General features: G+C 72.6%; 11 protein-coding genes. 6 read left to right on the forward strand and 5 right to left on the reverse strand.

From position 1 onward, the window contains the following. Positions 1–29 precede the first annotated feature (29 nt). Together ccrA and ACRB68_RS18005 are read left to right on the forward strand one after the other, a co-directional pair. Entirely contained in the window at positions 30–1,358 is a 1,329-nt protein-coding gene (gene ccrA / locus ACRB68_RS18000) for a crotonyl-CoA carboxylase/reductase (protein ID WP_153533629.1), read from the forward strand. Positions 1,359–1,594: 236 nt separating this feature from the next. Continuing rightward, positions 1,595–2,851 (forward strand): helix-turn-helix domain-containing protein, encoded by a 1,257-nt coding sequence (locus ACRB68_RS18005; protein WP_328594370.1) that lies wholly within the window; start codon positions 1,595–1,597, stop codon positions 2,849–2,851. Between the two features lie 7 nt (positions 2,852–2,858). On the opposite strand, the gene ACRB68_RS18010 is transcribed toward ACRB68_RS18005, so the two are convergent. The 3 genes from ACRB68_RS18010 to ACRB68_RS18020 all read right to left on the reverse strand — a co-directional run bounded on the left by ACRB68_RS18010 (position 2,859) and on the right by ACRB68_RS18020 (position 5,160). Next, the gene (locus ACRB68_RS18010) at positions 2,859–3,164 is read right to left on the reverse strand and encodes a hypothetical protein (protein WP_153533631.1); all 306 of its coding nucleotides are present in this window, start codon (positions 3,162–3,164) and stop codon (positions 2,859–2,861) included. A 64-nt stretch (positions 3,165–3,228) separates the two neighbouring features. Further along, the gene (locus tag ACRB68_RS18015) at positions 3,229–3,768 is read right to left on the reverse strand and encodes a hypothetical protein (RefSeq protein WP_153533633.1); all 540 of its coding nucleotides are present in this window, start codon (positions 3,766–3,768) and stop codon (positions 3,229–3,231) included. 60 nt (positions 3,769–3,828) lie between these two features. Continuing rightward, positions 3,829–5,160, reverse strand: a complete 1,332-nt coding sequence (locus tag ACRB68_RS18020) for a flavin monoamine oxidase family protein (protein ID WP_153533634.1) — start codon at positions 5,158–5,160, stop codon at positions 3,829–3,831. Positions 5,161–5,279: 119 nt separating this feature from the next. Between ACRB68_RS18020 and ACRB68_RS18025 the strand changes: the two genes are divergently transcribed. After that, positions 5,280–5,747 carry a MarR family winged helix-turn-helix transcriptional regulator gene (locus ACRB68_RS18025; RefSeq protein WP_153533636.1) on the forward strand — a complete coding sequence of 156 codons (468 nt, stop codon included), beginning with the start codon at positions 5,280–5,282 and terminating at the stop codon, positions 5,745–5,747. Between the two features lie 66 nt (positions 5,748–5,813). Here ACRB68_RS18025 and ACRB68_RS18030 read toward each other — a convergent pair whose 3' ends face one another. Continuing rightward, complete coding sequence (locus ACRB68_RS18030) at positions 5,814–7,304, reverse strand: MFS transporter (protein ID WP_153533637.1); 1,491 nt, start codon at positions 7,302–7,304, stop codon at positions 5,814–5,816. Positions 7,305–7,751: 447 nt separating this feature from the next. Here ACRB68_RS18030 and ACRB68_RS18035 point away from each other — a divergent pair, with 447 nt between their 5' ends. Further along, positions 7,752–8,150 (forward strand): hypothetical protein, encoded by a 399-nt coding sequence (locus ACRB68_RS18035; protein ID WP_153533639.1) that lies wholly within the window; start codon positions 7,752–7,754, stop codon positions 8,148–8,150. 68 nt (positions 8,151–8,218) lie between these two features. On the opposite strand, the gene ACRB68_RS18040 is transcribed toward ACRB68_RS18035, so the two are convergent. Continuing rightward, positions 8,219–9,904 (reverse strand): SulP family inorganic anion transporter, encoded by a 1,686-nt coding sequence (locus ACRB68_RS18040; protein ID WP_153533641.1) that lies wholly within the window; start codon positions 9,902–9,904, stop codon positions 8,219–8,221. Between the two features lie 211 nt (positions 9,905–10,115). Here ACRB68_RS18040 and ACRB68_RS18045 point away from each other — a divergent pair, with 211 nt between their 5' ends. Both ACRB68_RS18045 and ACRB68_RS18050 read left to right on the forward strand, forming a co-directional pair. After that, positions 10,116–11,015: a GAP family protein gene (locus tag ACRB68_RS18045; RefSeq protein ID WP_207709722.1), complete on the forward strand. Its 900-nt coding sequence runs from the start codon at positions 10,116–10,118 to the stop codon at positions 11,013–11,015. A gap of 137 nt (positions 11,016–11,152) precedes the next feature. Beyond that, a complete protein-coding gene (locus ACRB68_RS18050; RefSeq protein ID WP_153533643.1) occupies positions 11,153–12,967 on the forward strand; it encodes an alkyl/aryl-sulfatase in 1,815 nt (604 codons plus the stop codon). Positions 12,968–13,278 lie beyond the last annotated feature (311 nt).

Here is a 13,278-nt window from a genome sequence, read left to right on the forward strand (position 1 = left end):
ACAGCCCGCTGCTCCACGGAGGTAACCCGATGGCCCAGACCGACGCACTGCTCGAGGCCGCCCGCGAAGGCGCGGGCGAGCAGGAACTGCTCGGCATCGACCTGCCCTCGCGTTTTCGCGCGTCCTACATCCGCAAGGACGAGGTCGGCATCTTCGAAGGGCAGAAGGACAAGGACGTGCGCCGCTCCATGCACGTCGGCGAGGTCGACATGCCCGAGATCGCGCCGGACGAGTGCGTGGTCGCGGTGATGTCGGCCGCGATCAACTTCAACACCGTCTGGTCGGCGATCTTCGAGCCGGTGCCGACGTTCGCGTTCCTGGAGAAGTTCGGCCGCCAGGGCTGGTACGGCGCCCGGCACGACCTGCCCTACCACATCCTCGGCTCGGACGGCTCGGGCGTGGTGGTGCGCACCGGCGCCGGCGTCAAGGGCTGGAAGGTCGGCGACCGCGTCGTCATCTCCCCGTCCTACGTCGACGAGGAGGACCACGGCTCCTACGACGACGGCATGATGAGCGAGTCGCAGCTGGCCTGGGGCTTCGAGACCAACTTCGGCTCCCTCGGCGACTACTGCATCGTCAAGGCCAACCAGCTCATCCGCAAGCCCGCGCACCTGTCGTGGGAGGAGGCCGGCGCCAACACGCTGTGCGCCGCCACCGCCTACCGGATGCTGGTCGGCCGGCACGGCGCGCAGATGAAGCAGGGCGACGTCGTGCTGATCTGGGGCGCCACCGGCGGCCTCGGTTCCTACGCCACCCAGCTGGTCAAGAACGGCGGCGGCATCCCGGTCGGCGTCGTCTCCTCCGAGGAGAAGGCCGAGCTGGTCCGCGCGCAGGGCTGCGACCACGTCATCAACCGCAACGACCTGGACCTCGGCGAGCAGGGGCTGCGCCACCCCAAGGCCGGGCGGATGCTCGGCGAGGCGATCCGCCGCCTCACCGGCGGCGAGGACCCCGGCATCGTGTTCGAGTACCTCGGCCGGGAGACGTTCAACGCGTCGGTGTACGTCGCCAAGCGCGGCGGCAAGATCGTCACCTGCGGCTCGTCGACCGGCTACAAGCACGAGTACGACAACCGCTTCCTGTGGATGCGGCTGAAGAGCATCATCGGCTCGCACGGCTTCAACTACCACGAGGCCGTGCAGACCAACCGCCTCTTCTCCCTTGGGATGATCCACCCGACGCTGTCGAAGGTGTTCTCCCTGGAGGACGCGGGCGAGGCCACCCGCGCCGTGCAGACCAACCAGCACATCGGCAAGGTCGCCGTCCTCTGCGGCGCGTCCGCCAAGGGCCAGGGCATCGACGACCCGGCGATGCGCGAGCGCATCGGCGAGGAGAAGCTGAACCTGTACCGCAGCTGACCTGAGACGAAGCCGCCGGTGCCGCTCGGCGCCGGCGGCTTTCGCCTGTCCGGGGCCGGCGCGCCCGGGTTGTGAGGTCTGGTCAACCGGCGCGGCCGAACCTGGTCGAACCTCGACCTACACTTTGCGCCTGACGGGGTTACAGGTCATGATTTTCCCCACACCCGTCACATAAGCAACTTATTTGGGCAAACGTCCGGGGGAGAGCCGGGCGGGAACCCAGGACGGGAGGCAGGGTGGGAGACGCGGGACGCCCCTGGGCCGATCTGCCGGTGGAGCTGGCCGACCACATGCGGCCGCACCTCGACGCGGCCGCCGACGACATGATCCAGGAGATCCAGGGCCAGGTCCGCGAGTACGACCGGCCCGGCGACGGCTCCTACTCGGTCACGCTGCGCCTGGCCGTCGAGCGCGTCCTGCACTACTTCGTCGACCGGGTCGGCGACCCGCAGCACGACACCGGGCCCGTCACCGACTTCTTCCGCGCCATCGGCCGCGGCGAGGCCGGCGAGGGCCGCAGCCTGGACGCCATGCAGACCGCGATGCGCGTCGGCTGCATGGTCGCCTGGCGCCGGCTCGCCGAGGGCGCCGCCCACCTGGAGGTCTCCCCCCGCACGCTCGGCGCGGTCGGCGAGGCGCTGATGCTGTTCCAGAACGAGCTCGCCCTCGCCGCCGCCGAGGGGTACGCGCAGGCCAAGGCCGCCGTCGCGGGCGAGATGCAGCGCCGCCGCCGGCGGCTGCTGGACCTGCTGTTCGCCGACCCGCCGGCCGCGCCCGAGGCGATCGCCGACCTGGCGGCCGCCGCGCACTGGCCGGTGCCGCGCACCGTCGCGGCCGTCGCGCTCGGGCAGCAGCAGGACCGCCAGCCCGCGTTCCCGCCCGACATCCTGGCCGACCTGTCCCGCCGCACCCCCAGCCTGATCATCCCCGACCCCGACGGGCCGGGGCGGGCCAAGCTGATCGACCGCGCGCTCGGCGGCACCCTGGCCGTCGTCGGCCCGACGGTCCCGCTGGCCGAGGCGGCCCGCTCCATCCAGTGGGCCCGCAAGACCCTCTGCCTGGTCCGCCGCGGCGTGATCGAGGCCGAGACGGGCGTGGTCCGCAGCGTCGAGCACATGTCCACACTGATCCTCTTCCAGGACGAGGAGCTGATCACCTCCCTGGCCGCGCTGCGGCTGGCGCCCCTCGCCCACCTGCGCGCCTCCCAGCAGGACCGCCTCGCCGAGACCCTGCTCGCCTGGCTGCAGTCGGGGCGCAACGCCAACGAGGTCGCGATGCGCCTGCACGTCCACCCGCAGACGGTCCGCTACCGCCTGCGGCAGCTGGAGGAGCTGTTCGGCGACCAGCTGCTCGACCCGGACCTGCGGTTCGACCTGGAGATCGTGCTGCGCGCCCGCGCGCTGCTGGCCGACCGCGCCGGCGAGCACATGATCCCGTCGGTCAAGCAGGCCGTGGGCGAGTCCGGCGAGGTCGTCGACTTCCGCCGCACCTGACCCGCCGTCACAGGTGCCGGGCGGCCACGGCGAGCATCGTGAGCGCCGCCGCCCCGGCGAGCAGCGCCCGGAACCGCTCCCGGCGGGCGGCCTCCCGCAGGTCGTCCGCCCGCCTGCACTGCCGCAGCTGGAACAGGGAGCGGCGGGACCGCTCCCAGCCCATCCCGCCGTAGACCCCGAGGGCCATGACGGCCAGGACGAGCACCCCGTCCGGGACCCGCAGCCGGACCGCGTAGATCCCGGCCGCCGCCACCACCGCCACCGTCGCGACGACGGCGCCGGCCTCCAGGACGCGCCGGGCGGCGTTCTTCATGCCAGGAACCTAGCCGCGCGCCCCCCGCCCCGAACCCGCCCGGCGCCTCCCGGCCGCATCCGGCCTACCGGCGGGCGGTGGCGAACGCCGCGACGCCCCCGCCGATGACCACCAGTGTCATGAGCAGCGCGAGGAACCAGCCGATGTCCAGGGAGACGTGGATCTGCCTGCCGAGCAGGTCCTGCAGGGCCTGCGGTATGCGCGGGTCCATGTGGAGCGCCCGCTCCTCGGTGTACTGCAGTCGCAGCGCCACGGCGAGCAGCGAGCCGAGGGCGAGGACCCCGGGGATGATCGCCGCCCCGGCGAGCCGGCCGCTGCGCAGCACGGCCCCGGTCACGCCGAGGGCCCCCGCGGCCAGCGCGCACAGCAGCGTCGGCCAGCCCCAGGTGACGCCGTCGCCGAGGCCGTTGACCGACTCGTCGGCGACCTGCCGCCCGGCGATGCCCGCCGTCACCCGCACCCAGGGCAGCAGCACCGCGACCAGCAGCAGGAGCGCCGCGCCCGCGACGACCAGCCCCGGCCACACCGGCGCCCGGTCCTGCCGCACCGGGGCGTAGGGGCCGGGCGGCGGGGCGCCCCACGCGGGGCCGAAGGGCTGGCTCATGATCGGCGGCCGTCCTCACGGTGGTCGGGCCGCCACCCTACTTCGGGCGAACAGGCGTGTCTAAATGTCCAGGCCCATGACCTCGTCGGCGGCGCGGTGGCCGGACTGGACGGCGCCGTCGAAGTAGCCGCTCCAGCGGGTGGCGGTCTCGGTCCCGGCCCAGTGCAGCACGCCGGCCGGTGCGCGCAGCGCGCGGCCGAAGCCCGTCCAGCCGCCGGGGGCCAGGTGGCCGGAGAAGCAGCCGCGGGTCCAGGGCTCGGCGAGCCAGTCGAACTCCACGAACTCCACGGCGTCCAGGGCCTGCTCCCCGAACAGCCCGGCGAGCCGGGACAGGACCGCCAGGCGGCGCCCGTCCGGGGTCTCGGCGCGCAGCCGGTGCGCGTCGGCCCCGTAGGCGAAGGAGGCCAGGACCGCGCTGGGCCCGTCCGGCGGGGTGTTGTCGACGGTCTCGGTGAGCACCCCGCTGCTGCTGACGCTGACCCCCGACAGGCCGAGGTCCCGCCAGAACGGCTCGCGGTAGACGGCATGGGTCTTGAGGGCGTATCCGGCGGCCATCCGCTGCGTGAGCCCTTCCCGCATGGCCGGCAGAGGCGGGTCGTAGTCGATGTGGCCTGCGATGACGGCCGGGACCGCGATGATGACGGCGGCCGCGCCGTACCGGCCGCCGTCGGTGCGGACGACCGCCCCGCCGGCGCCGTGCTCGATCCGCCGCACGGGCTCACCGAGGAAGACCGTCCCGGCGGGCAGGGCGTCCGCCATGCGCTCGGCGAGCGCCTGCGGCCCGCCGGCGAGGCGGTGCGACTGGGCGCCCCCGGCGAACCCCAGCAGGACGTCCAGGCCCTCGGTGCCGGCGAGGTAGAACAGCGTCTCCAACAAAGAGGCGTCGCCCGCGTCGAGCGACAGGAGCGCCCCGGCGGTCTGCCTGGCCACGGTCCGCGCGGCGGCCGTGTCGCCGGTCGCGCCCGCCAGCCACGAGGCGAGGGTCTGGCCGTCCAGCGACCGGGCCTCGGGATGCTCCCAGGGGGCGTCCGTCGGCACGCCCCGGCTGAGCCGGTCCAGCTCCGCGCGCAGCCGGACGACCTCCGGCGGCATCTCCGCCAGGCGCCGGCCCTCGTAGTCGATCACCGCCCGCCCGAACTCGGGCGTCGGATAGGTCGCCACCCCGTACCGCGCGATCAGCTTCTGCATCTCGTACTGGGTGGGCCCCACCCACTGGCCGCCCAGATCCAGGTGCGTCCCGTCGGCCAGCGTCCGGGACAGGGCGCGCCCGCCGACCCGGTCGCGCGCTTCGAGCAGGGCCACCCGCCGCCCCGCCTCGGCCAGCCGGTGCGCGGCGGCCAGCCCGGCGAACCCGGCACCGACCACCACAACGTCGACATCACGACGATCCATCAGAGCCCCCCTGCGCCCGGACACTCCTTTCTTTCTTCCACCCCCGCGAACGTGACCATGGCCACGAGGGCACAAAGAAGCGTTGACCTCAACTTAACTTGAAGTTCTACGGTCCTCGTATGACGACCGCACAGCCCACCGACGCCGAACTGGCCGCGCAGCCGGCCGCCTACTGGACCGGCCTCGCCTACGAGGCCCTCATCGCCTTCACCCGCGCCCGGCAGGCCGAGCACGGCTTCACCCAGCCCCAGTACTGGCTGCTGCGCAACCTGTCGAAGCACGACATCTCCCCCGACGGCCACGGCATGACCGTCCCCGAACTCCGCCAGGCCATGAGCTCCTACCTCCGGCCCGAGGACGACCTGGAGGCCGAGGCGCGGGTCCTGCTGGACCGCGGCTGGCTCACCCGCGACGACGCGGAGCGGCTGTGGATCACCGAGGCGGGCGAGGAGGCCCGCGTCCGCCTGAAGGAGCACGCCCCGGCCATCCGCGCCCGGATCCACCAGGGCATCGACGACGCCGACTACGTCACCGCCCTGAAGGTGCTCCAGCAGCTGATCCGCAACACCGGCGGCACCCTGCCCTAACGGCCGATCAGCCGGAGCCGCCGGCCACCCGGCCTCATCCTCGACGGACGCCGCGCCGCGATGCCGTCACTCGCGGCGCGGTGGAACCTGATCGGCCGGTTCCGTCCGGCTCCTGCGATTGGCGGCGTGGGCGGTGAGGGCGCCGACCGCGCAGACGGCCGCGAGCCCGAACAGGGTGTAGCGCGCCGCGTCGAGCATCGACCCGCCCAGGTTGACCAGGACTCCGGCGAGCGCCGTGCCGAACGCGATCGCCAGGCTCGTCACGGTGGCGATCCCCGCCGCCGCCCGCCCGCCCTCCTCGGGGTCGTCGGTGCTCGACATCGCGGCCACGGACAGGTGCGGGTAGGCGAGGCCGATGCCCGCCCCGGCGGCGAACAGCACCGGAACCCAGACGAGCACCAGCCAGACCGGCGTGTCCTCGCGCTGCAGCAGCCCCTGCACGATGAGGCCGGCCGCCAGCAGCAGCGGGCCGAGCACGCGCAGCCGGCGCACCGCGCGCCGCCCCGTCACCGACGAGCTGCGGAGCTGGGTCACCGACCAGCCGAGCGAGATGGCCGCGGCGAAGAACCCCGCCACGAGGGGCGGCAGCCCGGCCAGCCGCTGACCGAACAGCGGCAGGAACGACTCGGCCGCGACGCCGAAGGCCAGCAGCCCGAGCGTCAGGTAGACCCACTTCAAGGACGACCCCCTCTGGTACGTCGTCCGCGGGAAGACCCGCAGTTCGCTGCGCCGCTCATGGACGGCGAACCCGGCCACCAGCAGCAGCGCCACCCCGATGCAGGCGGCCTTCGCCGGCGTGCCGTCCACGACCCCCGCCACGCTCACCGCCCCGGCCCCGGCCGTCAGCAGCAGCAGCGACACGGCCGGGATCGGCACCCGGCCGCCGCGTTCGCTGCGCGGCAGCACCCGGGGCACGATCGCGCCGCATCCGGCCCCGAGCACCGCCATCGCCGCGAACGCCAGCCGCCATGAGCCGAACTGGGCGAACAGGCCGCCGATCGCCGGTCCGGCGAAGTTGCCCACGCCGTACATCGCCGACATCAGCGCGGCGCCGCGGGTCCAGAGCCGGGCCGGCAGCGCCGCCCGGATGACGGCGAACCCCAGCCCGGACAGCAGCCCGGCGCCCAGCCCCTGGACGCCCCGGGAGACCAGGAGCACCACCATCGCCGGGCTCACCGCGCAGGCCAGCGAGCCCGCGGTGAACGCGGCGAAGCCGAGGAGGTAGGCGCCGACGTTCCCGCACCGGGACAGGAACCGGCCGGTGAGCATCGTCGCGACCACCATGGCGACGAGGTAGACCGTCATGTTCCAGGCGTAGAAGTCCGCGCCGCCGAGGTCGGCCACCGCGGTCGGCAGCAGGCTCGCCGCCAGGTAGATGTTGATCGCGCCGACGAGCACCCCGCCGGCCAGCACGATCGCCGCGCCGAGATGCTCCCGGCCCAGCAGCTCCCGCCACGCGGGCGGGCTCCCAGGGCCGGTCGCGGTCCGGGATGAGGCGGCGGGACGCTCGACGGCGGTTTCCGCCCCGCCGGGCTGTTCGTGATCGTGAGGACTCATGGCTTCAAGCGTGTCGTTGAACCGTCCCCGGAGACTTCCCGCCGCTAGGCGCGGACGGAGCTGGACCATGGGGCGGGAAACCCTCAACCCCCGGTACAACCTCGCCCTGGGGTACCACCGGAACGTGAGCAGCGACCGTCGACGGTCAGAAGGAGCTTGCCGGTCAGCCCACCGCGAGACCGCCGAGCGCCTCGACCATGGCCTGCCGCCCTCTGCACCCGCCTGCGTGCCGCTGGTGCCGTGGGCGAGACGGCGACGCCGCCAGCCGTCCGGCGACCAGACCTGGCAGGCCGTAAGAAGAAGCGCGAGGCACCGCGGGCACCTTCAACGCCCTCTACGCGCCCTTTCCGGCCAGAAACATGCCCCTGTACATCTGGGGGCACTACAACGGGTCATGCGACCATCGGTCGGGCTCGAAGGGCAAGGTTTATCACTACCGCTGAGCAGGTGGAAATGCGCACACGGATTTCGCAACGGATCCATGTCCCGCTGATCGTCGCCGGGGCGGCGGTCATGGTGCTCCTCCAACTCCTCAATGCCGTTTACGGGTACGGGCACAGCAACGGGGTCTCGATTCACTACCCTGGTGGACGGGTCATCACGGAGCCGGGAGAGCCGGCGAGTGCCCTCAACGTGTCCTTCGCCATCGTTCACGTCGTGGGAGCGGCCCTGATCATGGTGGCGACCGTCTGGTTGCTGCGGGGGGCCAGATCGAGGGCGGTCACCGCTTACATCGCAGCGGCGATCTGTGGTTTGTTTCCGAGTCCGGCATTCGGGCTCATGTGCCTGGTCTTCGGAGCCCTGGTGACCGGCACGTGGCGCAACAGGAACCAGCGTCACCGCTGAAAGCAGGCGTGGCCACCGGGTTTTCGCAGGTGGCCGGTCGGGGCACGGACACTGTGCCGCGCGCCGGTTCAGGAGTCCGAGCCGGCCTCGGCCGCCTGAACGGCGGAGTCCACGCTCGGGTAGACGTGGCGTTCCTCGCCGGACTGCCGGCGCAGCATGTCCCGGACCTGCCCCACATCGTGTGCGACGTAGAAGGCCACCCCCTGACGTTCCAGGTCGCGGCGCAGGTCGGCCAGCATCTCGGCGGCGGTCACGTCCACGAACGGAACGGTCTCGGCGTCCAGGACGACGGCCCGCACGCCGTCACGGCCCGCCAGCACGCGCATCGCCTTCTGCACCCGGTCCGCGTTGGCGAAGAACAGCCCGCTCTCCACCCGGACGACCGCGACGTCAGGCCGTGTGACCGCGTCGGGGCGACGGCGCACGTCCACCCACAGGCGGTCGCCCCCCGCGATCCGGCCGAGCTCGGCGATGTTGGGCCGGGAGGCGCGGTAGAGCAGCAGCAGGAGGGAGACGCCGATGCCGATGAACAGGCCCGGCAGGGTGTCGAACAGCAGCACCCCGGCCAGCGCGGCGATCGCGGCGATGAAGTCGGCGCGGGCGGCGGGGCCGTAGATGCGGCCGAGCCGCCGGGTCCACATCCGGTACAGCCGGACCAGCGCCGGGACGTCCACCAGCTCGATCACGGCGGCGATCACCACCGCGCCGAGCGTCGCCTCGGGCAGCTTCTCGAACAGCCCGGTCAGGAACAGCAGCGTGACGATGGTGAGCACGGCGACCGTGAGGCCGGAGACCTGGGACCTGGCGCCCGCGCCGCCGTTCACCGCGGTCTTGGACAGGCTGCCGTTCACCGGCATGCCCGAGCAGAGGCCCGCGCCGAGGTTGGCCGCGCCCAGCCCGAGCAGTTCACGGTCGGCGTCGATGGCGTAGCCGGACCTGGCGGCGTACGTCTTGGCCGCGCCGAGCCCCTCGGCGAACCCGACCAGCGCCACGCCGACGGCCCCGCCCGCCAAGGCGAGGCAGTCGGTGAACCCGACGCCCGGAAGCCCGAGCGGCGGCAGCCCGCTCTTGATGTTCCCGACGACGGCGACGCCCTTGCGCTCCAGGTCGAAGACCAGCACGGCGAGGACGCCGAGGGCCACCGCGATCAGTGAGGCGGGCAGCAGCGGGACCAGCGTGCCGAGCGCCAGCACCACCGCCAGCGACGCCAGGCCCACAGCGGCGGTCCGCCAGTCGGTGCGCCCGAGCCGGGTGGCGAAGTCCCAGATCTTCTCGAAGAAGTCGCCGTCGCCTTTGGGCACCCCGAACAGCTTGGGCAATTGCCCGGCGATAATGGTCAGCGCGAGCCCGATGATGAATCCCTTGAGCACGGGCTCGGAGATGAATCCGGCCAGGAATCCCAGCCGCAGCAGCCCGGCGAGCAACGCGATGACCCCGGTGACGACCGCCAGGGCGGCGGTCGTCTTGGCGAAGTCCGCGCTGCCGGCGGCGGCGGTCCCGCCGACCACCGCGGCCGACAGCGCCGCCGTCGCCGACATGGGGCCGACCACCAGATGGCGGGAGCTGCCGAGCAGCGCGTACAGCACCAGCGCGGCCGGGGCCGCGTACAGGCCCACCACCGGGTCCACCCCGGCGATCGAGGCGTAGGCCAGCGACTCGGGCACCAGCACCGCCCAGACGGTGAACCCGGCGACCACGTCGCCGCGCAGCCATGCGGGCCGGTATCCGCGCAACGAGGGGAACAGTGCGGCCATGCATCGGCTCCTGTGGATCGGCGGGATTCTTTTTGCAGATGACCTACCGGGATGGGCGCCAACCGTTGTCACGCGAACTCATGGGAGCGGGATGGGAGAACAATTGCTGTGCCCCCTGCCGGCAAACAATCAGCAACTCCGGTTGCCGGGCCGCCGGCTTCGGGAAGAACCGTGGTCATCGATCGGGTGCGCGGGGGAGGCGTTCGCCGGCATGCTTCCCTGTCCGGCGGGCCTGCTGGTCTCGCCGTTCCCCATCATCGCGGCCATCGCGCTGCTGATCGGCGCCGACGGACGGCAGGAGACCGTCGTCTTCGCGGCCTCCCGGCCGGCGGGCAACGACGGCGGGCGCGCCAGCTGCCTGACGCTCGTCTTCGCGGCGCTGTTCTTCGGCAAGGGCCCGCTCGGCCGAGCCTTTTCGGGAAGGGGCCTCATGGGATTCGGACAGGCACTGGGAGATCTGCTGCCCGCCGCGGTCGGCGTGGCGCTCAGCCCCGTTCCGATCATCGCGGCGGTGCTGATGCTGATGTCGCCCGCCGCCGCGCGGACGGCCCCGGCCTTCGCGCTCGGCTGGATCGCGGGCCTGGCGCTCGCCACCACCGTGGTGGTCCTGGTGGCGGATCCGGCGGGGGCCTCCGATCCGGGGGCGCGGCCGGTCGTGGGCTGGATCAAGGTCCTGCTCGGCGTGCTGTTCCTGGTGATGGCCGCCGGCCAGTGGCGCAAGCGTCCCAGGGACGGCGCGGCCCCGGAGCTGCCGACGTGGATGTCGGCGATCGACGGCATGGCGCCGGGCAAGGCGCTGGCCCTGGGCGCGCTGCTGTCGGGAGCCAACCCCAAGAACCTCACCTTGGCCATCGCCGCCGCCATGGCCATCGCCCAGGCCGGCCTCGGCGGCGGGTCCACCGTCGCCGCGATCGCGGTGTTCGTGGTCCTGGGCAGCGTGACCGTCGCCGGGCCGGTGCTCGTGTACCTGGCGATGCGCGACCGCGTCCAGGGGCCGCTGCTGGCGGCCAAGGACTGGCTGGTCCGGGAGAACGCCACGGTGATGTTCGTCGTGCTGCTGGTGCTCGGCGTCGTCATCATCGGCAAGGGGATCTCCGGCATCACCACGTGAGATCCGCGGGCGGCAGCGAGGAGCCCTGCCGGTCGTCAGCACCACGGGGACGGGGGAGTTCTCCGCCTTCCATCACTTCTAGGGGAGTTTGCCCGGGGCGGGTTTTCGCTTGTTCCGGTCACGGGGACCGCAGGGACATGACCGATCTGCCCTTCGAAGACCGGACCGATTTCGACAACGCGGAGCGCGGCCTGATCGCCTCGCTCGTCCCCGGGGTGGTGCGGGACGACGACGGCCGCGTGGTCTGGGACAACGACGTGTTCTCCTTCCTGGACGCCGACTGCCCGGACACGGCGCATCCGTCGTTGTGGCGGCAGTCGCAGCTGTGCGCCAAGCAGGGCCTGTTCGAGGTGACGGACGGCGTCTACCAGGTGCGGGGCCTGGACCTGTCGAACATGACGCTGGTCGAGGGCGAGCGCGGCGTCATCGTGATCGACCCCCTGGTCTCGGTGGAGACCGCGGCCGCGGCCCTGGCGCTCTACCGCGAGCACCGCGGTGACCGGCCCGTCACCGGAATGATCTACACGCATTCGCACGTCGACCACTTCGGCGGCGCGGAGGGCGTCATCCCCGCGGACAATCCGGACCAGGTGCCGATCATCGCCCCGGCCGGGTTCCTGGAGAACGCCGTCTCCGAGAACGTGTACGCCGGGATCGCGATGGGCCGACGCGGGATGTACCACACCGGCGTCCTGCTGGAGAAGGACCCGGACGGCATGATCGGCACCGGGCTCGGGCAGACCGCCTCGTCGGGGCGGGTCTCGCTGATCCCCCCGAACCGGGACGTGACCGGGACGGGGCAGGAGGAGGTGGTGGACGGCGTCCGGATCGTGTTCCAGCTGACGCCCGGCACCGAGGCCCCCGCGGAGATGAACTTCCACTTCCCCGACCGGCGGGCGCTCTGCCTGGCCGAGAACGCCACGCACAACCTGCACAACATCCTGACGCTGCGCGGGGCCGTGGTCCGGGACGCCCGCGTGTGGGCACGGTACCTGGCCGAGGCCGTGGAGATGTTCGCCGACGACACCGACGTGGCGTTCGCGTCCCACCACTGGCCCACCTGGGGCCGCGACGACATCGTCGCCTTCCTCGAAGAGCAGCGCGACCTGTACACCTACCTGCACGACCAGACGCTGCGGCTGCTCAACCAGGGCAGCACGGGCATCGAGATCGCCGAGATGATCGAACTGCCGCCCGCCCTGGAGAAGGCCTGGCACGCCCGCGGCTACTACGGATCGGTGTCCCACAACGTCAAGGCGATCTACCAGCGGTACATGGGCTGGTTCGACGGCAACCCCGCGTCCCTGTGGGAGCACCCGCCCGTCGAGGAGTCCCGCCGGTACGTCGAGTGCATGGGCGGCGCCTCGAAGGTGCTGGCGCTCGCCCGCGACTACACCGACCGCGGTGACCTGCGGTTCGCCGCGACGCTGCTCAACCATGTCGTGTTCGCCGACCCGGAGAACGCGAGCGCCAAGACGGCGCTCGCGGAGGTCTACCAGAGCCTCGGCCGCGGCGCCGAGTGCGGCACCTGGCGCAACTTCTACCTCACCGGCGCCCAGGAACTGCGCGAAGGCATCCAGCCGGTTCCGATGAGCATCGCGGGCGGTATGGCGGCCGGGCTGTCGACCGAGCAGATCTTCGACTCCCTCGCCATCCGCGTCAACGGCCCCAAGGCCTGGAACGAGCACCTCACCCTCGACTGGGACTTCTCCGACAGCGGGGACCGCTACCGGATGCTGCTGTCCAACGGCGCCCTCGTCCACCGGCGCCGCAGCGACCGGACGACGGGGCCGGCCGACGCGACGCTCACCCTGACCCGGCCGCAGTTGTTCGCGCTTCTGGCGGGCAAGAGCACCGACGGCGTGACGATCACCGGTGACGCTTCGGCGCTCCCCCGTCTGCTGGGCGTCTTCGACGAGCCCGAGCCGAACTTCCCGATCGTCACCCCCTGACGGCTCCGCAGGGGTTTCCCGCTCGAGAGGGGCCGCCCACCGGGTCCGTGCGCTCGTCGCTTGCCACGGCCACCGGCCGGACGTGCCCGCCCCTGGAGGACGGGTCGTGTTCCTCTGGTGAGCGGACGCGGGCGGCTGCGATGCAGGCGAAGGATGGTCGGGTCCGTGGTCGTGGCAGCCGGGCGCTGATGGCGCCGTCCACTCGACCACCCGGCGATGGGGAAGGCGCGGGGTCCGCTGCACCGCCCCGGACAAGGCCGTCCAGGCCCGCAACCGCACGAACTCCGGCTCCGGAGAGGCCCGGCCACCGG

The sequence above is a fragment of the Actinomadura macrotermitis genome, from assembly GCF_009604375.1.
In the GTDB taxonomy this organism is placed as follows: Bacteria; Actinomycetota; Actinomycetes; order Streptosporangiales; family Streptosporangiaceae; genus Spirillospora; species Spirillospora macrotermitis.